General features: G+C 74.9%; 18 protein-coding genes. 5 read left to right on the top strand and 13 right to left on the bottom strand.

The genetic code is table 11. The features are described from left to right. Positions 1-54: 54 nt before the first annotated feature. On the bottom strand, positions 55-2049 hold the full coding sequence (locus ACIQR3_RS18350) for a LamG-like jellyroll fold domain-containing protein (protein ID WP_403539858.1): 1995 nt from the start codon (positions 2047-2049) through the stop codon (positions 55-57). A gap of 186 nt (positions 2050-2235) precedes the next feature. On the opposite strand from ACIQR3_RS18350, the gene ACIQR3_RS18355 reads away from it, so the two are divergent. After that, complete coding sequence (locus tag ACIQR3_RS18355) at positions 2236-3183, top strand: methionyl-tRNA formyltransferase (RefSeq protein WP_403539861.1); 948 nt, start codon at positions 2236-2238, stop codon at positions 3181-3183. A gap of 85 nt (positions 3184-3268) precedes the next feature. Here ACIQR3_RS18355 and ACIQR3_RS18360 read toward each other — a convergent pair whose 3' ends face one another. The 3 genes from ACIQR3_RS18360 to ACIQR3_RS18370 form a co-directional block, all read right to left on the bottom strand. Beyond that, entirely contained in the window at positions 3269-4516 is a 1248-nt protein-coding gene (locus tag ACIQR3_RS18360) for a geranylgeranyl reductase family protein (protein ID WP_403539864.1), read from the bottom strand. 50 nt (positions 4517-4566) lie between these two features. Further along, on the bottom strand, positions 4567-10989 hold the full coding sequence (locus ACIQR3_RS18365) for an SDR family NAD(P)-dependent oxidoreductase (RefSeq protein WP_403539866.1): 6423 nt from the start codon (positions 10987-10989) through the stop codon (positions 4567-4569). Positions 10990-11580: 591 nt separating this feature from the next. Beyond that, positions 11581-12255 (bottom strand): TetR/AcrR family transcriptional regulator, encoded by a 675-nt coding sequence (locus ACIQR3_RS18370; RefSeq protein WP_403539869.1) that lies wholly within the window; start codon positions 12253-12255, stop codon positions 11581-11583. Between the two features lie 149 nt (positions 12256-12404). Here ACIQR3_RS18370 and ACIQR3_RS18375 point away from each other — a divergent pair, with 149 nt between their 5' ends. Next, positions 12405-13157, top strand: a complete 753-nt coding sequence (locus ACIQR3_RS18375; protein ID WP_403539871.1) for an SDR family NAD(P)-dependent oxidoreductase — start codon at positions 12405-12407, stop codon at positions 13155-13157. 42 nt (positions 13158-13199) lie between these two features. Here the strand turns inward: ACIQR3_RS18375 and ACIQR3_RS18380 are convergent, their stop codons facing one another. Further along, the gene (locus ACIQR3_RS18380; protein WP_403539873.1) at positions 13200-13931 is read right to left on the bottom strand and encodes a glycoside hydrolase family 75 protein; all 732 of its coding nucleotides are present in this window, start codon (positions 13929-13931) and stop codon (positions 13200-13202) included. Positions 13932-14283: 352 nt separating this feature from the next. Between ACIQR3_RS18380 and ACIQR3_RS18385 the strand changes: the two genes are divergently transcribed. Then, complete coding sequence (locus tag ACIQR3_RS18385; RefSeq protein ID WP_403539876.1) at positions 14284-15288, top strand: fibronectin type III domain-containing protein; 1005 nt, start codon at positions 14284-14286, stop codon at positions 15286-15288. Positions 15289-15375: 87 nt separating this feature from the next. Here the strand turns inward: ACIQR3_RS18385 and ACIQR3_RS18390 are convergent, their stop codons facing one another. Then, positions 15376-15648, bottom strand: coding sequence for a hypothetical protein (locus ACIQR3_RS18390; protein WP_403539878.1), 273 nt, complete (start codon positions 15646-15648; stop codon positions 15376-15378). On the opposite strand from ACIQR3_RS18390, the gene ACIQR3_RS18395 reads away from it, so the two are divergent. Further along, positions 15649-16326, top strand: a complete 678-nt coding sequence (locus ACIQR3_RS18395) for a LuxR C-terminal-related transcriptional regulator (protein ID WP_403539881.1) — start codon at positions 15649-15651, stop codon at positions 16324-16326. Between the two features lie 353 nt (positions 16327-16679). Here ACIQR3_RS18395 and ACIQR3_RS18400 read toward each other — a convergent pair whose 3' ends face one another. Next, positions 16680-18269, bottom strand: coding sequence for a peptidoglycan-binding protein (locus ACIQR3_RS18400; protein ID WP_403539883.1), 1590 nt, complete (start codon positions 18267-18269; stop codon positions 16680-16682). Between the two features lie 374 nt (positions 18270-18643). Further along, positions 18644-20704: an ATP-binding protein gene (locus tag ACIQR3_RS18405; RefSeq protein ID WP_403539885.1), complete on the bottom strand. Its 2061-nt coding sequence runs from the start codon at positions 20702-20704 to the stop codon at positions 18644-18646. Between the two features lie 270 nt (positions 20705-20974). On the opposite strand from ACIQR3_RS18405, the gene ACIQR3_RS18410 reads away from it, so the two are divergent. Beyond that, positions 20975-21526 carry a hypothetical protein gene (locus ACIQR3_RS18410; protein WP_403539887.1) on the top strand — a complete coding sequence of 184 codons (552 nt, stop codon included), beginning with the start codon at positions 20975-20977 and terminating at the stop codon, positions 21524-21526. Here ACIQR3_RS18410 and ACIQR3_RS18415 read toward each other — a convergent pair whose 3' ends face one another. The 5 genes from ACIQR3_RS18415 to ACIQR3_RS18435 form a co-directional block, all read right to left on the bottom strand. After that, the gene (locus ACIQR3_RS18415) at positions 21527-22084 is read right to left on the bottom strand and encodes a PadR family transcriptional regulator (RefSeq protein ID WP_403539890.1); all 558 of its coding nucleotides are present in this window, start codon (positions 22082-22084) and stop codon (positions 21527-21529) included. It lies immediately after the preceding gene. Between the two features lie 31 nt (positions 22085-22115). Next, the gene (locus ACIQR3_RS18420) at positions 22116-24131 is read right to left on the bottom strand and encodes an FAD-dependent oxidoreductase (protein WP_403539892.1); all 2016 of its coding nucleotides are present in this window, start codon (positions 24129-24131) and stop codon (positions 22116-22118) included. Positions 24132-24232: 101 nt separating this feature from the next. Beyond that, positions 24233-24607, bottom strand: coding sequence for a hypothetical protein (locus ACIQR3_RS18425; RefSeq protein WP_403539894.1), 375 nt, complete (start codon positions 24605-24607; stop codon positions 24233-24235). 103 nt (positions 24608-24710) lie between these two features. Then, positions 24711-25604 carry a hypothetical protein gene (locus ACIQR3_RS18430; protein ID WP_403539895.1) on the bottom strand — a complete coding sequence of 298 codons (894 nt, stop codon included), beginning with the start codon at positions 25602-25604 and terminating at the stop codon, positions 24711-24713. Between the two features lie 164 nt (positions 25605-25768). Further along, positions 25769-26581, bottom strand: coding sequence for a putative protein N(5)-glutamine methyltransferase (locus ACIQR3_RS18435; RefSeq protein WP_403539897.1), 813 nt, complete (start codon positions 26579-26581; stop codon positions 25769-25771). Positions 26582-26661: the final 80 nt, after the last annotated feature.

Raw genomic sequence — 26661 nt, forward strand, 5'->3', positions numbered from 1 at the left:
CTGTGAGCCGCCGCCCCCTCGGCAGAGAAAGTAAGGCAAGCCTAAGTCAATGGGTCAGGCGTTCATGAACTGCCCCGGCTTCAGCGCCCGGCCGCTGATCCGTACGTCGCCGATGGTGCCGTGGAACACCTGGCTGACGGCGTCGGCCCACTGGTAACCGCCCAGCAGGAACGGCAGGCCGAGGGCGGTCAGGCCGACGGCCCTGGAGGTGGGATTGCGGCCCTCCTCGCAGCCGTTGACGTAGAGCTTGCTGATCCGGCCGTCGTTGACGACGGCGACGTGCCACCACTCCTCCTTCTGGAGCAGGTGGCTCCAGGCGGTGGTGGCGCCGTCCTGGTTGAGCGGGTAGGCGTTCCACTGCAGTTCGATGGAGCTGGACAGGCCGAGGCTGAGAATGGGCTCCTCCGCGGTGGCGGTCGGCCCGTTCTTGCCGGCTGCGGCGGCGGTGCCCGCGCGGCTGAGCATCGCCGACCAGCCGTTGCGGCCGCCGTCCCAGTCGGCGGGCACCTTGAAGAACACCTCGAAGGTGTAACCGCGTTCGAAGGTCTCGCGGTTGAGGGGGGCGCTGTCGACCGTGCGCAGATAGCTGCCGCTGACCGGGTTGCCCTGGCCGGCGAAGACCAGGCCGGCGTGGGCCGGCTGGTCGGGGTGGTGGTCGCCGGTGCGGACGAGAGCGTGCGCGGGGGTGCCGGGCACGGTACGCACTTCGAGGTCGTTGCCGTTGCCGCTGCGGTCCTCGAACACCGTGCCCGCGGCGACGTCGGTGCCGGCGGCGCCCTCGTCGAACCGCCAGTAGGCGAGCGTGCCGGGCAGCAGCATCCGGCGGGCGGGGCGGGCCTTGCGGGGCGGCACCGGGGCGAACCCGGAGAACCGCTCGTCGAAGTCGATCTCCATGGAGAACCGGTCGACGGCGGAGGTGAGTTCCAGCTCCTGCGCGGCGAGCGCGTTCAGCTCCCCGTCCGCCGCCAGCTCGCGGATCCACGGGGAGAAGGTCGCGACGTCGATCCGGCCGCGGTCGAGGTCGAAACGGTAGGAGCGGACCATGCCTGCGCCGCCGTAGTACCGGTCCTGGTAGTTGGTGATGTGCAGGTGTACGTCGTGACCGGCGTCGTTCTTCATGACGGTGCTGCCGGGCGGCCAGTAGTGCCCGTTGAGGGTGAGGAAGATCTGGTCGTTGCCCTTGATGAGCTTGTCCCACAGCTGCTGCCCGTAGCCGGACAGGCCGGCCGTGCCGTCGTCGTAGGAGCCGACGATCTCGTGGGTGGTGACGATCACCGGCAGCGTCGGGTTGCCGGCGATGACGGCGTTGGCCCAGGCGAAGCCCGACTCCGACAGCCGCCAGTCCAGGGCGAGCAGCATCCAGTCCCGGCCGCCGGCGCGGAAGACGTGCGCGGTGTTGTAGCCGTCGGGGCTGGAGGCGTGGTGGCTGGGCCGCTTCTTCGCCCGGGCGACGCTGAAGGTGTCCAGGTACGGGGTGTCACCGCGCTGGTCGTCGTCGCTGACGTCGTGGTTGCCGGCCAGCACACCGTAGGAGGCGCCCGCGCGGTCCAGCAGGCCGAAGACCTCGGTCGCCGCGGCGTACTCCTCGGCGAGCCCGTTGTTGGTCACGTCGCCCAGGTGGGCCAGGAAGACGATGTTCTCGTCGTTGCCGCCCGCGCGGCCCTCGGGGTCCAGGACCCAGCGGAAGGACGCCTCCACCGGGGCCGGGTGGATGCGGTCCTGGTCGAACATGTACTGGGTGTCGGGCATCACGACGACGGTGAACCGGGGGCTGTCCGGGTCCGGACTCCACTTGCCCTTCGGCCCCCGGGACGTCGTGGTCCGGCCGTAGGGGTCGTCGTCCGCGCCCTGGCCGCCGTGGCCGGCACCGGCACCGGCCGCGTGCGCGGGGGCCGCCGCCAGCAGCCCGGCCGCGCCCGCTCCCGCGCCGAGCGCGCCCGCCCGCTGGAGGAAGGCGCGGCGGCTCGACGCGGCGACGCCGTCACCGTCGGGGTCCGCGGTGACGGGGCACGCGCAGCCGGAGGGGTGCGCGTCGACAGGTCTGTGCATGATCACTCCCGTACTCGTCGTTCGAACGGGCGCACGCTAACGACGGCTCGGGAACGGCAGACCCGCACACCGGAGTCCGGATACCGAACGCTGCCCCAACAGCACACAGCGGCCGCCCCATTGTGCCGTTAGGTAAGCCTTGCTTTACTCAAACCCAGTCAAGTGCCGTTCCTGGGAGGAACCTCCATGCGGGTCGTCATGTTCGGCTACCAGACCTGGGGACACCGGACGCTGCAGGCCCTCCTGGACTCCGACCACGACGTGGTCACGGTCGTGACGCACCCCAGGAGCGAGCACGCCTACGAGAAGATCTGGAGCGACTCCGTCGCCGACCTGGCCGCCGCCCACGGCGTCCCCGTCGTCATCCGCGACCGGCCCGACGACGAGGAACTGGCCGGCCTCCTGGAGAAGGCGGAGCCGGACATCATCGTGGCCAACAACTGGCGCACCTGGATCCCCCCGCGCGTCTACTCCCTGCCCCGCCACGGCACGCTCAACGTCCACGACTCGCTGCTGCCGAAGTACGCCGGCTTCTCGCCCCTCATCTGGGCGCTCCTCAACGGGGAACCGGAGGTCGGGGTCACCGCCCACATGATGAACGAGGAACTCGACGCGGGTGACATCGTCGTCCAGCGCGCCGTCCCCGTCGGACCGGCGGACACGGCGACCGACCTGTTCCACAAGACCGTCGACCTCATCGCCCCGGTCACCATCGGCGCCCTGGACCGCATCGCCGCCGGGGACACCGAGTTCACCCCGCAGGACCGCTCCCAGGCGTCCTTCTTCCACAAGCGCGCCGAAGAGGACATCCGGATCGACTGGGACTGGCCGGCGGAGGACCTCCACCGTCTGATCCGCGCCCAGTCCGCCCCGTATCCGGCGGCGTTCACCTTCCACAAGGGCAGGCGCCTGGAGATCCTCGCCGCCTTCGTGTCCCGGGGCCGCTACGGCGGCACCCCCGGCCGCGTCTTCTACCGGGAGGGCGACGGCGTCGTGATCGTCGCCGGAGCCGACGCCCGCAGGGGCCGCAACCACGGCCTCGCCCTCACCCGGGTACGGACCGAGGAGGGCCGCGAGTGCTCCGCGGCCGAGTACTTCACCACGATGGGCGGCTACCTCACCAGCCGGCCCTGAGCGGCCCGCCGCACACACGCCGCGGCGTCCGTGCGGCGTCCCGGTCGCCGAGCCGGAGCCGCCGGGCCGCGGCAGGCGACGGTGCTCACGGCTGTCCGGCCGGTGAGGTGCGGACGGGTTCCCCCTCCGCCGTCCTCGGGGCCGGCACCGGCAGCCGGGAGGCCAGCGCGGCGGCCGTGCGGCCCAGGGGCGTGGCCATGATGCCGGCGACGGTGGTGTGCCCGGCGATGTAGGCGTCGAGGTGGTGCCACGCCCAGGGCAGACGGGTCAGGGCGGCGTGGGCGAGGCCGGGGGTCCGGAAGAACAGGCGCATCAGGACGCCGCTGGCGCGCATCTCGACGCCGAGGGTCTCGTCGATCCGGCGGCCGTAGTCGCGGGTGGCCGCGGTCGCCTGCTCGGCGCCGGTGGCGGCGACGACGCGGACGGCGGCCCGTCCCGCCATGTCCCCCGAGCGCAGGGCGTAGGAGATGCCCTCGCGCGACCAGTGGTCCAGGAGGGCCGCGGCGTCCCCCGCGACCAGCACCCGCCCCCTGGCCAGCGGGGAGCCGGGACGGCGGCACCGGGTGAGGTGGCCGGTGTCGTGGAGGGGGCGGGGGCCGAGCAGGCCGTGGCGGCCGAGGAAGTCCTCCTTGTAGGCGCGCAGGGCGACCGGGTTGCCGCGGGCGGCGACCACCCCGGCCGTGCAGACGTCCCCCTTGGGGAAGATCCAGCCGAACGAGCCCGGCAGCGGCCCCCATTCCATCAGCAGCCGGCCCCGCCAGCGGCCGGCCGTCCGTTCGCCGACCGGCACCTCGGCCTCCAGGGCGAGGTCGACCTGCGCGCACTCGACCCCCACGTACCGGGCGACCCGGCTCGCGCTGCCGTCCGCGCCGACGACGGCACGGGCGCGCAGCAGGCCGCCGTGCCCGGTCCGCACGAGGACGGTGTCGCCCTCCTGTTCCAGAGCGGTCAGCGCGGTGCCGTCCCGGACCTGCGCGCCCGCCCGGGCGGCGGCCTCGGTGAGGGCCGCGTCGAGTTCGCTGCGGTAGACCATGGCGCAGGTCGGGGTGGCGCAGGTGAGGGTGCGTTCGGCGCGGCCGTGGTGGGCGAAGGTGAACCGCCCGGCCGTGTCGTAGATCCTCAGGGGCAGGTCCGGGGGCAGCGCGGCCAGGGACGCTCCGATGAGGCCGCCGCCGCAGGTCTTGTAGCGGGGGATGACGGCGCGCTCCAGCAGCAGCGTCGTACAGCCGCTCTCGGCGGCGACCCGGGCGGCGGTGGCGCCGGCCGGCCCGGCGCCGATGACGATGACGTCCCAGGTGCGGGGCGCGGGGGCCGGGGCGGGGGGAGGGGGCATGGGTTCATCACCTGCTGGAGGAGGGGGCGGCGGGGTGGTGCGGTGGACGGTCAGTGCCCGTCGGCCGGTCCGGCCTCGGGGGCGGCGTCCCTCTCGGGGTGGAGGCGGGCCAGGAGGTAGCGGGTGAGGGCCGAGGCGGTCGGGTGGGTCCACATCACCGTGGTGGGGATGTCCAGGGACAGGTCGCGCTGAAGGCGGTTGCGCAGGGCGATCGCCATGAGCGAGTCCAGGCCCAGCGTGACCAGGGACGTGTCGGCGTCGAACCGGTCGGCCGGCAGCCGCAGCACCGCGGCGATCTGCTCCGCCACCCGGGGCAGCAGGACCCGTTCGCGCCCCTCGGCGCCGTCCGCCGCGCGCAGGGCGTCCAGCAGGTCGCCGCGCCCGTCCGCCGGGTCCGTGCCCGCCGTCGGGGCGGCCAGTGCGGCGAAGAAGGCGGTGCGGCCGGTGGCGGGGTAGGAGTCCAGCCACCGGGGCAGGTCCACGGGCGTGCAGGCGGTGCGGTCGCGGTCGTGGGCGAGGAGGCGTTCCAGGGCGGCGATGCCCTCCGCGGGCGTGATCATGGCGTAACCGCGGTCCGCCATGCCGGTGCCGCGGCCGACTTCCGCCCAGGGTCCCCAGTTGACGCAGGTGGCCGGCAGGCCCTGGGCGCGGCGCCAGGAGGTGAACTCGTCCAGCCAGGCGTTGGCGGCGGCGTAGGCGCCCTGTCCGGGGTTGCCGAGGAGGGACGCGGCCGAGGAGAAGGTGACCCACCAGTCCAGTTCCTGTCCGGTGGTGGCGTGGTGCAGCAGCCAGGCCCCGGTCGCCTTGGGCCGCCAGACCCTCTCCAGCAGTTCCGCGGAGAGGTTGGCGACGGTGGCGTCCTCGACCACGGCCGCCGCGTGGACGACGCCGCGCAGCGCGTGGCCCGTCGCCAGGGCGGCCCGGACGAGGCGGTCGGCCACGCCCGGTTCGGCGAGGTCTCCGCTCACGACCTCGACACGGACGCCGGACTCCTGTGCCAGCGCGTCGAGTTCCGCCCGGACGGCCGCGGTGGGCGTGCCGCGGGACGTCAGCACCACGGCACCGGCGCCGCGCTCGGCCAGCCAGCGGGCGACCAGCAGTCCCAGCCCGCCGAGCCCGCCCGTGACCAGATAGCTCGCGTCGGCCCGGACCACGGGGACGTCCTCGGGCCGCACGGGGAGGGTGTCGGTGCCCTCGGCGGGCCAGGTGAGGACGAGTTTGCCGGTGTGCCGGGCGGAGGCCATGGCGTGGAAGGCCGACGCCGCCTCGGTGACGGGGTGGTCGGTGACGGGCAGCGGCGGCAGGGTGCCGTCCGCGAGCAGGCCGGCCAGTTCGCGGTAGCCCTCGGCGAGCAGGTCCGGTTCCCGGCGCATCATCAGCAGTACGTCGACGCAGGTGAAGGTCACGTTGTGGCGGAAGGGCAGCAGGCTCAGCCGGGTGCCCGCGTAGACGTCCCGCTTGCCCAGTTCGACGAAGCGGCCCCGGTGCGCCAGCAGTTCGAGGCTCGCGGTCTGCGCGGGTCCGGTGAGGGAGTTGAGTACGACGTCGACGCCGCGGCCCCCGGTGAGGTCGCGCACCCGGTCGGCGAAGGCCAGGCTGCGGGAGTCCATGACGTGCGCGACGCCCAGGCCGCGCAGAAAGGCCCGTTTGGCCTCGCTGCCCGCCGTGGCCAGCACGTCGGCGTCGTGGACGCGCGCCAGGTTCAGCGCGGCCAGGCCGGTGCCCCCGCTCGCACAGTGGACGAGCACCGTCTCGCCTCGGCGGAGCCGCGCCAGGTACCGCAGGCCGTACCAGGCGGTCAGGTAGGCGCAGGGCAGGGCGGCGGCGTCCCGCGTGCTCATCGCGTCCGGCACCGGCAGCAGGCAGTCGGCGCGGACGGTCGCGAAGGACGACATGACGGCGGACTCGTCCGCGTCCACGAACATGGCGGCCACCCGGTCGCCCGCGCGCACCTCCCGTACGCCGTCCCCGACGGCGGTGACGACGCCCGCGCCGTCGAACGCGCAGACGTCCCGCGCGGGCTCCTCCCCCGCGTTGAACTGCTGGTAGACGCCCATGGCCTGGAGGACGTTGATGAAGTTGACGCTGGTGGCGTCGAGCCGTACCTCCACCTCGCCGGGTGCGGGCCGGCGACGGGAGCGGGCGACCAGTTCGAAGGAGCCGAGGTCGCCGGGGCGTGTGAGGTGCAGGGCGATCCGGTCGCGTCCGCGGTCCACGGCGGTGCGGCGGCGGTCCCGGTCGTCCAGCGGAACGTTGCGCAGCCGCGCCAGGTGACGCGTGCCCCGGCGGTAGGCGACCTCGTCGTGCTCGTCGGGGCAGGACAGCAGTTCGGCGGCCACGTCCTCGACGGGCGTGTGCTCGTCGGTGTCCAGGACGGCGGGGCGCAGTTCGGGGTGCTCGTAGCTCAGGACGCGCACCAGCCCCCGCAGGCCGGCCTGGGCCAGATCCGGCCGGTCCTGCGGGGCGACGTGCTGTGCGGCACCGGTGACCGTCCACAGGCGGGGCGCCGCGCGGCCGTCCGCGCAGGTGCGGGCCGTTTCCGCCAACCGGGCCACCTGCTGCCGGGCGTGGTGGTCGGGCGACGCCCCGCCGGACACCGGCCCGGGCAGGTACACCACGGCCCGCGGCGCGGCCCCCGACGGCAGGAGCGGCGCGGCGCCGGCCGTCCGCACGTCCACCGCGGCGCCCCGCTCTCGGAGGGCCCGGCCGAGACGGGCCGCGTACCGCGTACGCCCGTTCTCCGCCAGCAGCACCCAGCCGCCGCCCGCCGTGTCCGGTGCGGGACGCTCGCCCGGCTCCCAGACCGTCCGCAGCAGCCGGCCGGCGAAGCGCTCCTCGGCGCTCTCGGCGGGCACGTGACGGAACTCCACCCCGGTGGCGTCGGCGGCCCGCGCCCCGTCGTCGTCCCACAGCCGGAAGTCGGCCGTGAACCGGTCGCCGTCCCTTCCCGTGAGGGTGACCAGGCAGTACCCGCTCAACGGCACCGCCGCGTACAGCCGCAGCGTCTCGATGCGCCGGGGCAGGACCCCTCCGGCGGGCACGGCGCCGGTGCGCAGGACGACGGCCGCGACGGCCTGGAGGCAGGTGTCCAGCGCGACGGGGTGGCAGTGCAGGGCCTGCGCGCCGGCCCGGCCGCCGTCCGGGACCCGGAGGCGGGCCAGCAGCCGGGCGCCCGTCCGGTCGGCCGGTGACCCGTCGGTGGACAGGGCCTGGAGGCCGAGGAACGCCGGGCCGTGGTGCACACCCCGCTCCTCGCGCATCTGCCGGTAGACGTCCGCCACGTCCACGGCGTGCGGGAACCGCGCCGCCAGGTCCCGCGGGTCACGGCCCGGCGGCCCGGGCTCCCCCTCGGGGGTGCGGTGCAGGTCCGCCCGGGCGTGCTGGACGGCGGTGCCGTCGGACGCCGTGCCGACCACCCGCCAGCGGGCGGTGTCCGGGCCGGCCGTCTCGGCGGTCGCCGTGACGGACGTGCCGTCGGCCGCCGGCAGCAGCAGCCGCTGGAGGTCCACGCCGGTCAGGCTCAGCCGCCCCGGACCGGTGCCGAACAGGTCCGCGGCGGCGGCGACGGCCATCTCGCACAGCGCGGCACCCGGCACCACGACGACGTCGTTCACCCGGTGCGCGTCCAGCCACGGCAGCGTCGTCGCGGTGATCCGGGTCTGCCACAGGTGACGGCCCTCGCCGTCGGGGTCCACGGTGTGCGGCCCGGTCAGCGGATGGGCGGCGAGGGCCGCGTGCGCCCCGGGCGACCGGCGCAGCGGCGAGGGCTCGACGACGTACCGCGTCCGCTCCCAGGTGGTCGGCGGTACGTCGGCCAGAGCCCCGTCGGCGTACCGCTCGGCCCAGTCCAGCGGGTGCCCGGCGCAGTGCAGCGCCGCCACCTGGGTGCGGAACGCCAGCGCGTCGTCGGTGTCGCGCAGCAGGGAGGGCACGACCGCGGTGCCGGTGTGACCGTGCGCGGTGAGCGTGGCCTGCACCGGGTGGACCAGCACCGGGTGCGGGCCGATCTCGACGAACACCCGGTGTCCGTCGTCGGCCGCCGCCCGCACGGCGTCGCCGAAGCGCACCACCCGCCGCAGGTTGTCCGACCAGTAGGCGGCGTCGAAGGCGACGGGCGCGCGCGGGTCGTCGGTGACGGTGCTGTAGAAGGCGGCCGCCGGCGTCCGGCCGGTGACCCCGGCGAGCGCGTCGGCGAGGTCGGGCAGGATGGGGTCCATGTGGGCGGTGTGCGAGGCGACGTCCACCTCGATGACGCGCACGCCCACCCCGCGCGCCTCCCACTCCTCGGCGAGCCGGCGGATGCGGTCGGCGTCCCCGCCGACGACCGTGTCCTCCGGTGACGCGACGACGGCGACGCTCACGCCCCGTACGCCGTCCTCCGCCAGCAGCCGTTCGACGTCGGCGCGGCCCAGGGCGACCGAGGCCATCAGTCCCTGTCCGGCGGTGCGCAGGATCAGCCGCGAGCGGCGGCAGATGACCCGTACGCCGTCCTCCGGGCTCAGCGCGCCCGCGGCGACCGCGGCGGCGACCTCGCCCATGGAGTGGCCGATCACGGCCGCCGGTTCGACGCCGTGGGCCCGCCACATCGCGGCCAGTCCCAACTGCACGGCGAAGATGACCGGCTGCACCCGGTCGAACCCGGTGACCACCTCGGGCCGGCCCAGGGTCTCGCGCAGGGAGAAACCGGACTCCGCGGCCACGAGCGGTTCGAGCATGCCGACGACCCGGGTGAACTCGGGGTCGTGGCCGAGGAGACCGCGGCACATGCCCGCCCACTGCGAGCCGTGCCCGGAGAAGACCCAGACCACGCCCTTCCCGGCCTCCGGTACGGCCCGCCCGGTCGCCGTGCCGACGGCGGACACGGACCCCTGGGCCAGTTCCTCCAGCCGCGCCACGAGTTCCGCCCGGTCGGCGGCGACGACGGCGGCGCGCTCCCGGGCGGGCGAGCGGCGCACCGCCAGGGTGTGCGCGACGTCGACCAACGGCACCCGCGCCCCCTCACCGCGCAGCCACCGGGCCAGCCGCCCGGCCGCGGCCCGCAGCGCGACGGGCGTGCCGGCGGACAGCGGGAACACCCGCGAGGCAGCGCCGGAAGGGACCGTGCCGGCCACGCCGTCCGGTGCCGGACGACGGGCCGCGCGCCGAGCCGCGGGGACCGTCGGCGGCGCTTCCACCACCACGTGGGCGTTGGTCCCGCTGATGCCGAACGAGGAGACCGCCGCCAGCCGCGTTCCCGCCCGGACCGGCCACTCCACGGCGTCGGTCGGCACGAACAGCCGGGTCCCGGCGGGGTCGATCTGCGGGTTCCAGTCGGTGAAGTGCAGACTGGCCGGCACCGTGCCGTGCCGCAGTGCCGCGATGGTCTTCAGCAGCCCGGCCACGCCCGAGACGGGCTCGGTGTGCCCGATGTTGGTCTTCACCGAACCCAGTGCGCACCGGTTCCGGCCCTTGCCGTACACGGCGGCCACCGCGGCGAACTCGATCGGGTCGCCCACCGCCGTGCCCGGCCCGTGCGCCTCCACCATGCCGACGTCCCCGGCCTCGGCCCCGGCCCGCTCCAGCGCCAGCCGGTACAGATCGATCTGCGCGGGCTCCGAGGGCGCGCTCAGCCGCGTACCCCGCCCGTTCTGGTTGACCGCCGTGCCCCGCAGCACCGCCAGCACCCGGTCCCCGGCCCGCCGCGCGTCCGACAGCCGCTTGAGTACGACGACACCGGCGCCCTCTCCCCGGACGTACCCGTCGGCCGCCGCGTCGAAGGCGTGGCAGCGGCCGGTCGGGGAGAACACCCCCCACAGGGCGGGCGCGACGACCCCCTCGGGTCCCAGGGTGAGCATCGCGGCCCCGGCGAGGGCGACGTCCGACTCGCCGGTCCGCAGGCTCTGGCAGGCGGTGTGCACGGCGACCAGCCCGGACGCGCAGGCGGCCTCGACGACGACCTGGGGCCCGCGCAGGTCCAGCATGAACCCCACCCGGCCGGGTCCGATGCTGTCGAAGCCGGTGTACATCGCGTAGGCGTCGACCTCCTCCAACGGCCGCTGCACCCGCAGCATGTAGTCCTTCTGATAGAGCCCGAAGAACATGCCCGTCGGCGTACCGGCCAGCCGCCGGGCCGGGATCCCGGCGTGCTCGATCGCCTCCCAGGTCACCTCCGACAGCAGCCGGTGCTCGGGGTCCACCCAGGGCGCTTCCTGGGCGTTGATGCCGAAGAACTCCGGTTCGTAGGCGTAGACGTCGTCGTCCAGGAAGCAGCCGTGGCGCAGCCGGTCCGCGACCGGGGCGGGCAGCCCGGCCAGCTCCGCCCGTTCCCACCGCTCCGCCGGCACCTCCCGCACCGTCTCCCGGCGTGCCATCAGCAACCGCCACAGCGAGGCGAGGGAGCGGACCTCACCGGGGAACCGGCAGGCGGCCCCGACGACCGCGACCGGCTCGTCCCCGCCGGCCCCGGGCTCCTCGACACGGGCTCTTGCGTGCATGGGCAGTCCGTCCTTCGCCATGAGAGAACCGGGAGACGGCCGGTCCGGCACGCGCTCCGCCACGCCCGCAGACCGATCGGGCGAGGTCCATCCATTGCGGCACGGGACCCGGCACGGGCCAAGGGCGTTCAGCGGACGGGCGGAAGTGCGCCGGAGGAAGATCCGGACGCCGACGCTTCGAGTTCAGCCGGTCGAGTGGGCTATTGAAAGACCTTCATTCCGGTCCGGCGGTCAGGGAACGGCCGTACGCCTCCCGCCCGCGTCGCAGCGACGGCACCGGCCCGGCCCCGGCCATCGGCGTCCGTGCGGCTGCCCTCCCGGCCGGTGGGCACGGATGCTTCCGGGAGCGGGCCACCGACCGAACCCCGTCCGGCCGGCAACACGCCCGGCCGGCAGCGATCCGCTGGTCGCAGGAGGTACCCATGAACCCATGAGGATGCTCGTCAACGTCCCGGGGACCGTCGTGGCGGACGCGCTGCGCGGCACGGCGGCCGCTCATCCCGAGCTGACCGGGGGGCGAGGGCATCCGGATCGCGAAGGTGCTGGTGGAGAGGGCGCCCCCACCGGCACACGGACCCGGCTCCGCCGTTCTCAGCCGACGCCCTCCGCCACCACCGCCAGGGCCGAGCGCAGGGTCGCGGCCAGTTCGGCGCGGGCCGTCGCCGGGTCGGCGGGGGTGGCGGCGGTGTGCCAGGCGTGGTGTTCGACCGCCGCGCGCAGCGCCCCGTTGAACATCGCCGCCTGGATCGCCGGCCGCAGGTCACCGGCGGGCAGCCCGGCCCGTTCGGCGAGGGCGCGGGCGAACGCCGGTTCGGCCTCGTCGTGCGTCTGGAGCCAGACGGCGCGCAGCCCCGGCTCGGTGCGGGTGAGCCGTACCAGCGCGCCGACGGTGGCCCGGTCCGGCCCGGCGAGGAGACGGCCGCCGGTGCCTGTCTCCCCACCGGGGCCGGAGTCCGAGCCGGCGCCGGAGTCGAAGTCGAAGACCTCGTCGAGCGGCCGGCCCGGGTGCCAGCGGCGCAGCGCGTCCGCGATCAGCTCGACGCCGGCCATGAGCAGTGGCCGTACGCAGCTCTCTTTGCTGGGGAAGTAGCGCCAGACGGTCCGCGCGGAGACGCCGACCGCCTGTCCGATCTGCTCGCCGGTGGTGGCGGCGACGCCCTGGGTCACGAAGAGGCGCACGGCGGCGTGGGCGATCTCCAGCCGGATCTCGGCCTTGCGTTCCTCGGTCAGGGGCGGCCGCCCCGTCCGTCCGCGGCCTGCGGTCACGTTCTCCTCCGTCTTCCTGTGACGCCGGTGGTCGCTGCCCGGGAATTCTCCCCCACGACTTTTTGTCACTCGGAGACACTAAGTCGTAGGGTGCGGGCGAGGGGTGCGACGCCCCCTGCCAGGCACAGAACGGAACAGAGGAGCAGCACATGGCCGGCGGACGCAGTGTGATCGTGACGGGGGCGGCCTCGGGTATCGGGCGGGCCGCCGCGCTGGCCTTCGCCGCGGAGGGCGACCGCGTGGTGGTGGCCGACCTCGACGCCGAGGGCGCCGCGGCGGTGGTGCGGGAGGTGGAGCGGGCGGGCGGCACGGCGGTGGCCGTCACCGGCGACCTGAGCGAGCAGGCGGTGGTCGACCGGGTGGCGGCCACCGCGGTGGAGCGGTTCGGCGGGGTGGACGTGCTGGTGAACAACGCCGGGATCATGGACCGCATGTCGGCGCCGGCGGACGTGAGCGACGCCGAGTGGGAGCGGGTGCTCCGGGTCAACCTCACCGCCCCGTTCCTGCTGACCCGCGCCGTCCTGCCGCACATGCTGGCGGCGGGCAGGGGCGCGATCGTGAACACCGCCTCCGAGGCCGCCCTGCGCGGCAGCGCAGCCGGCGCCGCGTACACCGCCTCCAAGCACGGCGTGGTGGGGCTGACCAAGTCCCTCGCCGTGATGTACCGGGGACAGGGCATCCGCGCCAACGCGATCTGCCCCGGCGGCACGGCGACCGCCATCTCCATGGACGCCGACCGCAGCGCCCACGGCCCGGCGACGATAGCCCCGCACTTCGTGAACCTCGGCCGGGTGTCGCGGCCCGAGGAGCAGGCGGCGGCGATCGTGTTCCTCGCCTCGGAGGCGGCGAGCAACGTCAACGGCGCGGTACTGCCCGTCGACGACGGCTGGTCGGCGGTCTGAGGCGGGGACGGCTCCTGTGCGACCGCGGCGTCGCGCCAGCCACTACGACGCCGTCAGGAACCGGCGGGCCAGCCGCTCCCCCGTCCGCTCGGCGGCCGACCGGTCCTCGACGGTGCCGACCCGGCTGCCCTTGAAGACGATGTACGTGACGCCGGACGGCACTCCGCCGGCGCGCGGGTCGGGCCGGATGCCGAGTTCCTCGGCCAGGGCGTAGGACCCCTCGCCGACCACGCCCCGGGGACCGACGTCGCCGACGACCGCGTACCGCACCCGGTCCCGGTACACCACGGCCGCGACCGAGCCGCCGGTGATGCCGTGGTCGCGGTGGTCCCAGGCGGCGTCGGCGCCGGGCACGACGATGTACGGCAGGCGTTCGGCGTCCAGCGGCCGGCCGTCCGACTGCGTGAAGGCGGTGGAGGCGGTGAAGGCCGGGTCGGTGCCGCGGTTGCAGCGGACGCCGGGCCGTCCGTCGCAGTCGACGTCCAGGTCGGCCTTCCAGAACACCGCGTCGGGCGTCCCGCACACCGGGATGTCGGCCGGTCTGCCGGCATCACCCCGGTAGCGGCCGGGTGCGACGGGGGCGCAGTCGCGCACCTTCGCCAGCAGACCGGCGGCGGTGACGGCGTCGTCGCCCGGTTTCTCCCGGACCTCCTCGAAGGCGGTGCGGGCATGCGCCTCGGCGCCGGGGCGGGGCGGGGGCGCGTCCGGGAGCGTCGTCGGGGCGAGCAGGGCGGCACTGGCCGCGACGAGCGTCAGCGACTGGGCGCGCGTCATGGGTCTCTCCTGGGGCGTCGGCGGAAACTGACGGGTACTCAGCCCCAATGTCCGGCCGCGGTCACCGCGCGGCCACCGGAGGAGGGCCGGACGGTGCACGCCGGGCACGCCGACGGGAGACGGGCGGCCGGCGCCCGATCGGCTCCGGCCGCCCGCACGGCGCGGCACAGCGACGACAGCGGTTCGCGCCCTCGACCCAACTGTCCCGTCGAGTCGGGAAGTTGGGCCGCCGTGGACGTCAGCATACGTAACTCTTACGAGTGACCGCGAACTCCCACCCACTTGATGTGACCGCGTCAGCGGGCCATATTGGTCCGGACCATTACCGTCGAGCCGTCCGGGAGGCAGCGCCGTGCCAGCCGTATCCGCTCCCGCCGGTCGCCGGTGCCCGCGCCTCTTCCCCCGCGTCGCCCTGCTCTGCGCCGCGTCGGCGCTGGCCGCCTCCTGCGGCTGGGGGGACGGGGCCGGGAGCGGGGACGTACCGCCGCCGGGGGCGCCGACGGGGGTCACCGCCGAGGCCGGGACCGCGACCAGCGTGCACGTGATGTGGAACACGGTCGCCGGGGCCGACGGCTACGAGGTCTACCGCGGGCGGACGAAGGTGCGGGAGGTGTCCGGCTCGGAGCGCATGGTGGACGTCACCCGGCTCCGGCCGTCGACCGCGTACGCCTTCACCGTGCGGGCGCGCGACGAGGACGGGCGTACGGGGCCGCCCAGCGGGGAGGCGCGGGCGACCACGCCCGCGGCCGTCGCGGAGGACCACGCGCCGCCCGCCCCGCCCTCGGACGTCCGGGGACGGGCCGCCGGCGGCCGTGCGGTCCAGCTCTCCTGGAGCGCGGCGACGGACGGCCGGGACGTGGTCTCCTACGACATCCACCAGGGCGGCACCAAGATCCACAGCGTGGGCGGGGAGCAGACGGCGGCCGTGGTGACGGGGCTGCGGCCCGGTCACCGCTACGCCTTCACGGTCCGGGCCCGGGACGCGGCCGGCAACGTCTCGGCGGCCGGCGGACCCGTCCGGATCAGCACGCCGGGCACCGACGACGGGCGGGCCACCGCGCCCACCGGGCTGCGCGCGAGCAGCCACCGCGCCGACGGGGCGTACCACATCGACCTCAGCTGGGTGCCGCCGGTCACGGACGGTGTGGTGACGGAGTACCGGATCCGGCTCGACGGGGAGCCGGCCACCTCGCTCGTCTACGGGGGCGACGCCCCGCGCGACCGGGCGGAGCACAGCTTCTACGCGGGCCGCGAGGCCGGCGTCACGCACCGGGTACGGGTCCGGGCGAAACTGCCCGACGGCACCTGGGGCGGCTGGTCGGTGGAACGGACCGTCACCACGGGCGCCCAGGACTGACCGTTCACCGCAGGCGCCCAGGACTGACCGTTCACCGCAGGCGCCCGGCACGGACCGTCACCGCAGGCGCCCGGAACGGACCGTACGCTACCGGCCGCGTCCGCCGATGAGCACTTCTGGGCATCTCGGTGAGCTTCCCGGTGAGCAGTCGCCGAGGGCAGTGTGGACGCCGCGACGGCACAGTCCGGACGGGAGCGGCGCGGTCACCTCGTCCGCCCGCACGACCGTGCCCGCGCGCACCCGGGCACGGGCCGCCCCCTCGGCCCGCGCCCGCATGTCGACGTACTCCCGGAACGCGACCGGCCCCCCGGCGGGGCGGACGCGGTGGCGCCGGCCGGGCATGAGAACAGAGGAAGACACGTGCACAGTTCGTACGCTCACCAGGCCGGCCAGGCCGACGCGGCGCGCCAGGCCGACCGGCCGCGGATCCCGGTGACGATCCACGCCGAGGACCCCGTCTCGCAGGCGGGGATGCGCAGTCAGCTGCGTGAGCTGCCGGACCTCGACGTCGTCGAGGCCGCCCGGCCCGCCCCCGGCGCGGTGGCCGTGCTGGTCGTCGAGGTGCTGGACGAGGAGGCGTACGCCAGGCTGCGCAAGATCCTGCGCACCGACGGCTCCCGTTCCGTCCTGGTGGTGAGCAGACTGCGCGGCCATGAGCTCCTCGACGTCATCGAGTGCGGCGTCGGCGCGGTGGTGTGGCGGCACGAGGCGACGGCGAGCCGTCTGCTGCAAGCGGTCCTCGCGGCCTCGCGCGGCGACGGTCACCTCCCCGCCGACCTGCTGGGCAGGCTCATGAACCAGGTCGGCACCCTGCACCGCGGCGCCGCCTCCCACCCGGCCGTCCCCACCGGGCTCACGCTGCGGGAGACCGACGTGCTGCGGCTGATCGCGGACGGGCTGGAGACGCGGGAGGTCGCGGCGAAGCTGGCGTACTCGGAGCGCACCGTCAAGAGCGTCCTGCAAGGTCTCACCATGCGACTGCACCTGCGCAACCGGACGCACGCGGTGGCGTACGCCCTGCGCGAGGGCCTCATCTGACACCGGGCGGGGCGCCCCGCCCCCGCGACCTCCGGCATGCCGGTGGCGGGGTCGAGGCCCACCGTGGTCAAGGGGTCGGAGGTGGCGAGGGCCGGCAGTGTGTCGGGCATGATGCCGAGCTGGCCGGGGACGGTGGGGTGGCCGCTGCAGCGCCGGCAGGCCGGCGGCCCGCCCCGGCAGGTCCGCCCGCCGCGGCGCGGCCGCCCGGCCGTCGGCGGCCGCACCCGCCCGTCGTCCGCCCATGCGCACGGCGTGTCCTCCTGAAGGCTCGGATTCGTTCACCGTCCGGGGGTCCCGGCGGCAGGCGGCAGGGACGGCCCCAGGGAGAGGCCCGCCGCCCGCCCGGCAGGGCCCTACTGCTCGACCGGTGCGGGCGGGAAGCCCTCCGCGGACGACGTCCCGGGCTGGTCCTGGTCCTTGACCCGGCCCGCGTGCAGGGCCGCGAAGAGCGCCTCGTCGACCGTGCCGGTCGCTTCCAGGCCCAGGGACCGCTGGCAGGAGGCGACGCGCTGGGCGAAGAGGTCCTCGGCGACGTTGCTCGCCCGGCCGTCGGCGCTCCGGAGGTAGTGGATGTCGGCCTCGACGTAGCCCCGCAGCGCTTCCACGTCTCCGGCGTCGTACTGCGAGTTGTCCGCCCACACGAGGATGCCGTTCATCCAGACGACGTCCGGGTTCTCGTCCCCCGGCTGGACGGACGACGTACCGCTGCCGAAGTGGGCCATCATCAGCGCCGTCATCGTGGACCGGCCGAGGTTGCCCGGGCCGTCCGTGGTGGCCGTGACCCCGCCGTACCGGGCGTCATTGGCCTCCTGGAAGCACGTGACCGCCGCCGTGGTCGCCTCGTCCATGACACCGGTACGGACGGTGCTGGTCAGCCGGCAGGGGTCCGACGCGTTCAGGGTGCTCAGCCGTACCTGGGCGAACTGCACGAACAGATTGGGACCGTCCCCCGGGCGGAACGGCAGCGGTCCGGCGGCGGTCTCCCGCTGCTCGGCGCCCGACGCATCGGACCCCTTGGAGCCACCGGACGCCGAGCCGCCGGAGCCCGCGCCGGAGCCGCTGTCCTCGGCGTCGCCCCCGGAGGTACCGGGCGCCTCCTCCGGGCTGACCAGGGGCGCTTGCGAACCGGGCGCGTCCGGAGACAGCTCGGGGGCGGGCGCGAGGTCCGCGGCGACCTCGTCGGTCCGCTCCGTCGCCAGGCTGCGCACCTGCGGCTGATAGCCGAACCACAGGACGGCGAAGGCGAGGGCGAGCGCGACGGTCACGCTCAGGCAGGTGGCGAGCCGGCGGGCCAGCACGCCGCGCTGCACGAACACCCCGTCGACAGCGTGCGGTTCCGCGCCGGAGCGGTGGACGCGCAGGGTGTACGGCCGCTCGTCGCTCGCCCCGAACCAGGTGATCCCCCGGGGCTTCAGCCTCACCTTCACGAAGGCCGCGCGCCCGGGTTCGATCCGCACGCTGGCGGGGCTCAGCTCGTAGTCCAGCTGGTCGCCGTTGTCGGAGCCGGTGAGCGACGCGGTCAGCGGGGTGTTGCCGAGGTTGTCGACGGCCAGCCGCGGCCGGCCGCTGAACCGGCCCTTGACCGTGTGCGGTACGAGTTCGGCGCGCAGTTCGGTGAAGGGAGTGACGGTGAGGCTGCCCTCGACGACGGTCGCCGCTCCGGTCTGCTCCGTGGGGGTGATCCGGATCGCGTACGGGTGCGGGCCCGCGGTCGCGTCGGGGGTGCGGGGCAGGGCGAAGGTCAGCCGCGCGGTTCCGGTGGTACCGGGGTAGAGCCGCAGCGTCCGCGGCTCCACGGCCGTCCACGGAGCGAGGTCGCCGACCGCTTCGAAACGGTACTCGTCGACGATGTCACCGGTGTTGCGCAGCCGGATCCGTACCGTCACGTCGGCACCGGGGTCGACGGTGGTGGAAGCGGGTTCGAGGGAGGTCCAAAGGCTCACGGGCCGACAGTAGGAAGCGGCCCTGAGCGGTGTCAGCGTCCATGGGGGCGGGGTTGTCGCCCGTCCGTACGGCACCGGGTTCCGCGCCCGGGCGGCCGGTGCGCGGTCGTCCGGTGCCGTCCGTGACGTCGGCCACGGGCGCCGGCCGCGCGATCGGGCAGGGGCCGCCGGAGCCCGGCCGCAGGCGGACGCGGCAGCCACCGGGTGGGCGCGGCGGCGGTGGCCGGCCCCGCCGGGAACCGCCCTTCCGGGCGCGTCCGCTGCCCTGCCGGGCGGTTCGCGGGCGGCCGTCCGGGCTCCGGCACCGTACGGACGCGCCGCGCGCGCCGCCCGCGAGCGGCACCGGCTCGGTACTTCCCGTAGGGCTCCGGTCGTCAGCTCAGCGCGCGCAGTGCGCGCTCCCGCTCCCACAGCGCGTCGCACACCAGGTCGACGCCGAGCGTCAGATGACGGCGGTAGGTGCTGAACGGCAGGCCGAGCCGCTGCGCGGCGCCCTGCTGGGTCCGCACGCGCTGGAAGTAGGTGGTGTACAGGGCCTGGTACGCCTTGGAGTGGCCTGCCGTCCCCTTGAGCCGGTCCACGGTCTCGGCCAGCAGCGAGCGCAGCAGGTCGGTGGGGTCGGCCTCGCTGTGGCGGGCGCGGTCGTCGAGGAGACGGGTGTCCAGCAGCGGGCTGCTCTCCAGCGCGCTCGGCTGCAGGACGGAGCGCAGCGCGTCGCGGACCGCCGCCCGGAACTCCTCGCCGCCCAGGGTGACGGCGGGGGCGTCCGCCCGGCCGGCCGGCGGGCTCGGGTGCAGGGCGCCCGGCTGGGTGCGGTCGAACCAGATCTCCAGGGGCGTGACCCGCCAGTCGCAGCCGAAGGTGGTGAAGACCCGGTCGTTGTCCCAGGGGGTCTCGGCCACCTGCTGGTGTCCGAGGTGGTGCATCAGGCCGCTCCACAGGGCGGCGTCCGGGGAGACGATGAAGGACCACGCCAGGTTCCGGGAGCGTATCCAGTCGCGGCAGATCCGCAGCTGCATCAGGTGGCCCACCGTCGAGATGCCGCCGTAGTCGGCCGGGTAGACCATGAACCGGGACATCAGCAGGTGCTGGCCGGCGCGCAGCGGGGCGACGGCGTCCACGTGCTGCCAGGCCGCCGCCGCGACGGGGTCCTGGTCGGCTCCCTCCCCGGGCGTGGTCAGCCGGAGCCAGGCCATGAAGGCGACGAGTTCGCCGGTACGCGCGGAACGGTAGGCCCAGAAGCCCTCGGGGTGCCGCCCGAGCCAGTGGCGCACGAGACGGGCGGAGCGTTCGCCCTCCGTGTCCGCGGTCATCCGGACGGCGGTGTCGTGGTCCTCGGGCCGCAACGGGCCCTCGTACACGTCGCCTTCGCGGGTGATGCCGGTGAAGTACGGCCCCATGGGACCGTAGCGCTTGAGGTGGGTCAGCGCCCGGATGGCGGCCATCGCCTCGTCCTCCGGCGCGTTCCGCGCGCGCTGCAGGAGGTGGTGGCCGACCACGCGGTGCATCCGCTCGTACCCCTGGGCGTCGCGCCAGCGCAGGTCGCGGTCGATCACCTCGGCCGCGGTCTCGTGCAGGAAGAGGCCCTGCCGGCCGAGTTCGGCGTACGGCAGGCCGCGCAGCCACGCGAACATGCGGGGGGCGTGTTCCTCGCCGACGACCGCGCGCAGCAGGCCCTCGGTGGTGACGAGGGTGTGGGCCGCCGTCTCCAGGGCCAGCCGCTCGTGTCCGGCGGGCAGTTCGCCGACCAGGGAGGTGAGCAGGTCGGTGATGACGTCGGGGGTGGGGGACCAGTCGTCGGCGGTCGATGACTCGGTGACGGCGACGCTCGCGGCGAGGCTGAGCGCCAGGGGGTGTCCGCCGGCGAAGGCGAACACGGCGTCCCGCAGGTCCTCCCGGACGCCGCGCCGCTCCAGCAGGGTCCTGGCGTCGTCCCGGCCGAGGGCGGCGAGCGGCAGGACCTCCAGGATGCCCTGCCAGGCGGCGTCGTGCACCCAGTGCGGGGCCGGGGCGAGCCGGCTGGCCACCACGACGGCGGAGCCCGCGGGGAGGTCCGGGAGGTAGGTCTCCCGCAGCCAGTCCTCCAGTCCCTGGCAGTGCTCGAAGGCGTCGACCAGCAGGACCGCCGGCCGGTCCGTCTCCGCCGGCGTCTCGACCGTGTCGGCCTCCAGCGCGAACCCGGTCGGTGAGGGGTCGATACGCCGGCCGTCCACCCGGGTCACCCGCCGGCCGCCGGCCAGCGCCTCGTCGGCGTACCGTCTGAGCAGGGCGGACTTGCCGACTCCGCCGGGGCCGTGGACGTAGAGCACGGACGGGGCGGCGGGGTCCGCGGTCAACACGGCCCGGAAGCGGGCGAGTTCGTGGGAGCGCCCGATGAAGGCCCGTTCACGGGCGGCGGACAGGCGGGTGGACAGCCGCGGACTTCCGGAACGCATGATCGGCAATCTAACACCTGGCCGGGCGCGGGCTCCGGCGTGCTTCTCCTGGTGAGACGGGGTGCACCAAGGCGCGCGGGACGGGTCCGCCGACGCCCGTGCCCGTACGCGGGTGCCGGTGCCGTACCACCGCGCGTCACCTGCCCGGATGCGCTGGGCATGCGGCGCGGGCCGCCGCCCTGTTGGCTGCCCGTGGGACGGCACGGGCCGTTGCCGATCCGGCGGCGTAAGGGATGTGCCGCCGGCCGTGCTGTCGAAAGGGCAGTCCACATGCGCATCTCCCAGCCGACCCTCCGCTCCGGGCCGCTCGTGGCAGCCGCCGCGCTGCCCCTGGCCCTGACCGCCGGCCCGGCCGCCGCCGGCCCCGGTATCTCGGTGAGCACCACCGGGAGCACCGTCTCGGTCACCACCGCCGCCTGCGCCCAGCTCAACGGCAGCTGGGGCACGGCCTCGCTGCTGAACAGCGGCCAGTCCAGCTTCGCCCAGGGCCGCCAGGTGGCGCTGTCGGGCACCAGCGCGAGTCAGACGGCCGCGTGGTCGGGCGTCAGCCCCGGCACCTACACGGTCATCGTCATGTGCTCGAACAACAGCACCGCCGGCACCCAGACCGTCATCGTGTCCCGGACCGCCTCCCCCTCGCCGTCCAGCAGGCCGACGATCTCCGCGACGGCCTCGCCGTCCCGGGGCGTCATGGGCGGTGTCGGCGGGGCGGTCAAGGACTACGGCACGGTCACGCTGGTGGCGGGCGGTGCCCTGGTGGGTTCCGGTGTCATCGCCACGGGCTGGTTCCTGCGCCGCCGCGCCAAGCCGTACCGGTTCTGATCACCTGGTGTCCCCGGCCGGACCCGGCAGCTCGGGGAAGTCGGTGAGCGCGTGCCGCAGCCACCGCGTCCAGAAGGTCTCCAGGTCGATCCCGGCCCGCAGCACCAGGTGCCGCAGCCGGTCCTCGGCGCCGTCCCTGCCCGGTGGGAAGTCGCGCCGCTCGATCTCCTCGTACTCGGCCAACTGGGCCTCGTGCAGCTCCAGATGGCGGCGCAGATCCGCTTCGATCCCCTCGGTGCCGACCACCGCCGCGGCCCGCAGCCGCAGCAGCATCGCGTCCCGCAGCGGTTTGGGGTCGTGTGCGGCGGCGGTCCAGCGGGCCAGTTCGGCGCGGCCCGCGGGCAGCACCTCGTACGCCTTCTTCTGGCCGCGGGCCGGCTGTGCGGCGGGCAGGGCCCGGATCAGTCCCGCGTCCTCCAGTTTCCCCAGCTCGCGGTAGATCTGCTGGTGCGTCGCCGACCAGAAGTAGCCGATCGACCGGTCGAACCGGCGGGTCAGTTCCAGTCCCGACGACGGCTTTTCGAGCAGGGCGGTGAGGATCGCGTGCGGGAGTGACATGGGCTCATCCTAGGGACGGCCGCGGGCCGTCCTACAGGCTCGCCGCCAGCTCCGTGCCCCGCGCGATCGCGCGCTTGGCGTCCAGTTCGGCGGCCACCTCGGCGCCGCCGATCAGGTGCGCGCGGCGGCCGGCGGCGACCAGCTCGTCGTAGAGGTCCCGGCGCGGTTCCTGGCCCGTGCACAGGACGACGGTGTCGACGTCGAGGACCGTGCTCTCGCCGCCGACGGTGACGTGCAGTCCGGCGTCGTCGATCCGGTCGTAGCGGGCGCCCGGGATCATGGTGACGCCGCGGTGCTTCAGTTCGGCACGGTGGATCCACCCGGTGGTCTTCCCGAGCCCGGCGCCCACCTTGGTCGTCCGGCGCTGGAGGAGGTGGACGGTGCGGCGGGGGGCGGGGCGCTCGGGTGCGGCCAGGCCGCCGGGGGCGCGGTACTGCGGGTCGACGCCCCAGTGGCGGAAGTACGTCTCCGGGTCCTCGTGGGCCTGGTCGCCGGCGTCGGTCAGGTACGCGGCGACGTCGAAGCCGATGCCGCCGGCGCCGAGGACCGCGACGCGCTCGCCGACGGGGGCGCCGCCGTGCAGGACGTCCAGGTAGCCGAGGACGCTCGGGTGGTCGACGCCGGGGATGGCGGGGACGCGCGGGGTGACGCCGGTGGCGACCACGATCTCGTCGTAGCCGTCGAGGCCGGCGGCGGTGACGGTGGTGTTCAGGCGGACGTCCACGCCCTCGCCGTCGAGCCGGGTGCGGAAGTAGCGCAGTGTCTCGTCGAACTCCTGCTTGCCGGGGACCCGGCGGGCCACGTTCAGCTGGCCGCCGATCTCGTCCGCGGCGTCGAACAGGGTGACCCGGTGGCCGCGTTCGGCCGCGGTCACGGCGCAGGCCAGCCCGGCCGGTCCGGCGCCGACGACGGCGACGCGCTTGCGCAGCCGGGTGGGGGCGAGGACGAGTTCCGTCTCGTGGCAGGCGCGCGGGTTGACCAGGCAGGAGGTGATCCTGCCGCTGAAGGTGTGGTCCAGGCAGGCCTGGTTGCAGCCGATGCAGGTGTTGATCGCCTCGGGACGCCCGGCCGCCGCCTTGGCGACGAAGTCGGGGTCGGCGAGCATCGGGCGGGCCATGGAGACCAGGTCGGCGGTCCCGTCGGCGAGCAGCCGCTCGGCCAGCTCCGGGGTGTTGATCCGGTTGGTGGCGACGAGCGGCACGGACACCTCGCCCATCAGCCGCCTGGTCACCCAGGTGTAGGCGCCGCGCGGCACGGAGGTGGCGATGGTGGGGACCCGCGCCTCGTGCCAGCCGATGCCGGTGTTGATGATGGTGGCCCCGGCGGCCTCGACGGCCCGGGCGAGGGTGATCACCTCGTCGAGCGTGGAGCCGCCGGGGACCAGGTCCAGCATGGACAGGCGGTACACGAGGATGAAGTCCTCGCCGACCGCCTCGCGCACCCGGCGGACGATCTCCACGGGGAAGCGGGTCCGGTTCGCGTAGGAGCCGCCCCAGCGGTCGGTGCGGTGGTTGGTGCGCGCGGCGATGAACTCGTTGATCAGGTAGCCCTCGGAGCCCATGATCTCGACGCCGTCGTAGCCGGCCGCGCGGGCGAGGCGGGCGGTGCGCGCGTAGTCGTCGATCGTCCGCTCGACCTCGGCGTCGGTCAGCTCGCGGGGGACGTGGGCGCTGATCGGGGCCTGGAGCGGGCTGGGGGCGACCAGGTCGCGGTGGTAGGCGTACCGGCCGAAGTGCAGGATCTGCAGGGCGATCCGGCCGCCCTCGCGGTGCACGGCGCCGGTGACGACGCGGTGCCGCTCCGCCTCCGCCTCGGTGGTGAGCTTGGCGCCGCCCTCGTACGGGCGGCCCTCGTCGTTGGGGGCGATGCCGCCGGTGACGATGAGGCCCACTCCCCCGCGTGCCCGGGCGGCGTAGAACGCGGCCATCCGCTCGAAGCCGCCCTCGGCCTCCTCCAGGCCGACGTGCATGGAACCCATCAGGACCCGGTTGGGCAGCGTGGTGAAGCCCAGGTCGAGCGGGCTCAGCAGGTGGGGGTAGCGGCTCATCGGGCCCTCCGTGCGCGGTGTCGTGCCTCTGTTGTAGAGGACGGCCACCACCTTTTGCAACTAGTTGCATAAGGTGGCGTCGCGCACAGGGGGCCCGCCGGTCAGCGGCGGTTCTCCAGCCGGACGTGCAGCTCCCGCTCCTGGTCCCCGGAGGCCGTGCACAGGTCCCGCACGGTGAACAGGGAGTCCAGGGTGGTGCGGAACCGGTCGATCGCCCAGTAGCCGCCCTGCACGTCGGCGTCGACCGGGGCGGCCAGCCGGGACGGGCCGTAGGTGCCGTGCCGGCCCTCGGAGACCTCGAAGGTCCCGAGCCACACGGTGGGCCGCACCTCGTGGCAGTCCCGGGGGACGTCGTCCGCGCACCGGTCGGACGTGAAGCACGCGCACAGGGTGTCGAAGACGGTCCGGGCGTCTTCCTTGCTGCATCCGCTCAGCTCCACCGAGACGGATTCCGGGTGGGTTCGCTCGGCGTCCATGGTGATCGCTCCTCTCGGGCCGCGCTCCCCCCCACTCACCAAGAAAAGCACCACCCCGGGCGGAGCACTACCGCGCGCCGTCCGGGGTGGCGGGCGGCGCGGCTCAGCCGCGGGTGAAGCGGTACGTCTTGCTGTCGGTCAGCACGCAGAAGCCCGGGGAGACGACGATCACGCGCAGGGTGCCGGTGCGGCGGTCGTAGTCGATGCCCTCCGCCTCGAAGGTGCCCGAGCAGGCGCTGCGCAGCGGCAGCTGCCTCAGGGCGGTGACCTGGCCGGTGACGTCGGCGGTGCCGCTCGGGGCGGCCGACAGGTCGATCTGGAGGAGCGGCTTGGTGATGCCGAAGAGGGCGCCTTCCGGGTCGTCGGAGGAGCACAGCAGGCGGGTGGCGGTGACGAAGTCGCAGCCCTGGACGTCGCGCACGGGGCGGTCGAGGCGCACGGTGGCGGCCTGCGGGAGGTTCGCGGAGGGCGAGGTGGCGGGGTTGACGCCCGGGGTCGGGAAGACCAGCAGCCGGCTCATGGTGCCCCACTCGCCGGACAGCATCCACTGGCCGTCGGGGGAGATCGCGGCCCAGGAGTTGTTCAGCGCCTCGCCGGAGCCGAGCGCGTGGGTGTACTCCGCCCAGGTCCCGTCGGGCGCCTGCACCCGGAACATCTTCGCGGCCCCGTCGTCGCGCTGGTACGGCTCGATGTAGTGGCCGTCGTAGGAGGCGTCGGGGTCGCCGACGTGGTTCCAGCCCCGGGCGGAGAGGCCGAGCGGGATGGTGCCGATGCCCGTGTAGCGGTTCGGGCTGTTCGCCGGGACCTCGACGGAGGCCAGCCCCTGGCTCTCGGTCAGCGGGTCGGCACGGTCGGAGCCCACCTCGGTCCAGGTGTCGGCGGCGGTGGTCGACGCGTCGGCGGCGGCGGGCGGGGCGGCGGCGAGGACGGCCGCGAGGGCGCAGGCGGCGATCCCGGAGAGGACCGCCTGACAACGTTGCCGGACGTCAAGGGGCATGGGTCGGCTCCTCGGTGGGGGCGGAAGGGCGGGAGGGACGTGTCCGGCGCACAGTGTGGCGTGACCCGGCAGGTCATGTACAGACCAACCCCCGCCCCGGTCACCCCTGCCCCGCCCCTACCGCCGCCCCTGCCGCCCCTGCCGCCCGCGTGAGCCGTGCGTCGCTAGCCCCGCACCCCCATCACCACATGGGCGTACAGCTCCTCCGACACCGCCAGCCGGGCCGTCAGACCGGCGCGGGTGAGGACGTCGAGGGCGGCGGGGGCCTGGCGTTCGCTCGTCTCGGCCAGGAGGCAGCCGCCGGGGGCGAGCCAGCGCCCGGCACCCTCGGCGACCCGGCGCAGCACGTCGAGCCCGTCGGCGCCGCCGTCCAGGGCGAGCGCGGGCTCGTGGTCGCGGGCCTCGGCGGGCAGCAGGGGGACCTCCGCGGTAGGGACGTACGGCACGTTGGCCGCGAGGAGGTCGACGCGGCCCCGCAGCGCGGCGGGCAGCGCCTCGAACAGGTCACCGGCGTACACCCGGCCGCCGGCCGCGGCGAGGTTGCGGCGGGCGCAGCGCACCGCGGCCGGGTCGATGTCGGCGGCGTGCACCTCGGGGGCGTCGAGCCCGGCGGCCAGGGCGGCGCCGACCGCGCCCGAGCCGCAGCACAGGTCGACGACGACGGAGGCGTCCGGGGCGTGCGCCAGGGCCTGGCCGACGAGGAACTCGGTGCGGCGCCGGGGGACGAAGACACCGGGTTCCACGGCTATCCGCAGGCCGCGGAACTCGGCCCAGCCGACGACGAGTTCGAGCGGAAGACCGGTGACACGGAGGTCCACCAGGGCGCTGATCCCGTCGGGGGTGCGGGCGGCGGAGAGGATCAGCTCCGCCTCGTCCTCGGCGAAGACACAGCCCGCGGCGCGCAGCGCGGCCACGATCCGGTCACGGGAGGGATGAAGGGCGGAAGAGGAAGGCGAAGGAGAAGACGGTGAGGACATGAAGGACGAGAAGCCTTTCGGGTACCGAAGGGCGCTCTCGCGGTCACCTGCCGGGGGTGACCCGGCTGCCGAGAGAGGAG

The sequence above is a fragment of the Streptomyces sp. NPDC090994 genome, from assembly GCF_044768905.1.
Classification (GTDB): domain Bacteria; phylum Actinomycetota; class Actinomycetes; order Streptomycetales; family Streptomycetaceae; genus Streptomyces.

Excerpts from the sequence above, each read along its gene's own strand:
- ACIQR3_RS18405 (WP_403539885.1), bottom strand. The coding sequence starts at position 20,704 with ATGCGTTCCGGAAGTCCGCGGCTGTCCACCCGCCTGTCCGCCGCCCGT.
- ACIQR3_RS18360 (WP_403539864.1), bottom strand. The coding sequence starts at position 4,516 with ATGCCCCCTCCCCCCGCCCCGGCCCCCGCGCCCCGCACCTGGGACGTC.
- ACIQR3_RS18430 (WP_403539895.1), bottom strand. The coding sequence starts at position 25,604 with ATGCCCCTTGACGTCCGGCAACGTTGTCAGGCGGTCCTCTCCGGGATC.
- ACIQR3_RS18425 (WP_403539894.1), bottom strand. The coding sequence starts at position 24,607 with ATGGACGCCGAGCGAACCCACCCGGAATCCGTCTCGGTGGAGCTGAGC.
- ACIQR3_RS18380 (WP_403539873.1), bottom strand. The coding sequence starts at position 13,931 with ATGACGCGCGCCCAGTCGCTGACGCTCGTCGCGGCCAGTGCCGCCCTG.
- ACIQR3_RS18350 (WP_403539858.1), bottom strand. The coding sequence starts at position 2,049 with ATGCACAGACCTGTCGACGCGCACCCCTCCGGCTGCGCGTGCCCCGTC.
- ACIQR3_RS18435 (WP_403539897.1), bottom strand. The coding sequence starts at position 26,581 with ATGTCCTCACCGTCTTCTCCTTCGCCTTCCTCTTCCGCCCTTCATCCC.
- ACIQR3_RS18355 (WP_403539861.1), top strand. The coding sequence starts at position 2,236 with ATGCGGGTCGTCATGTTCGGCTACCAGACCTGGGGACACCGGACGCTG.
- ACIQR3_RS18420 (WP_403539892.1), bottom strand. The coding sequence starts at position 24,131 with ATGAGCCGCTACCCCCACCTGCTGAGCCCGCTCGACCTGGGCTTCACC.
- ACIQR3_RS18375 (WP_403539871.1), top strand. The coding sequence starts at position 12,405 with ATGGCCGGCGGACGCAGTGTGATCGTGACGGGGGCGGCCTCGGGTATC.
- ACIQR3_RS18365 (WP_403539866.1), bottom strand. The coding sequence starts at position 10,989 with ATGCACGCAAGAGCCCGTGTCGAGGAGCCCGGGGCCGGCGGGGACGAG.
- ACIQR3_RS18410 (WP_403539887.1), top strand. The coding sequence starts at position 20,975 with ATGCGCATCTCCCAGCCGACCCTCCGCTCCGGGCCGCTCGTGGCAGCC.
- ACIQR3_RS18415 (WP_403539890.1), bottom strand. The coding sequence starts at position 22,084 with ATGTCACTCCCGCACGCGATCCTCACCGCCCTGCTCGAAAAGCCGTCG.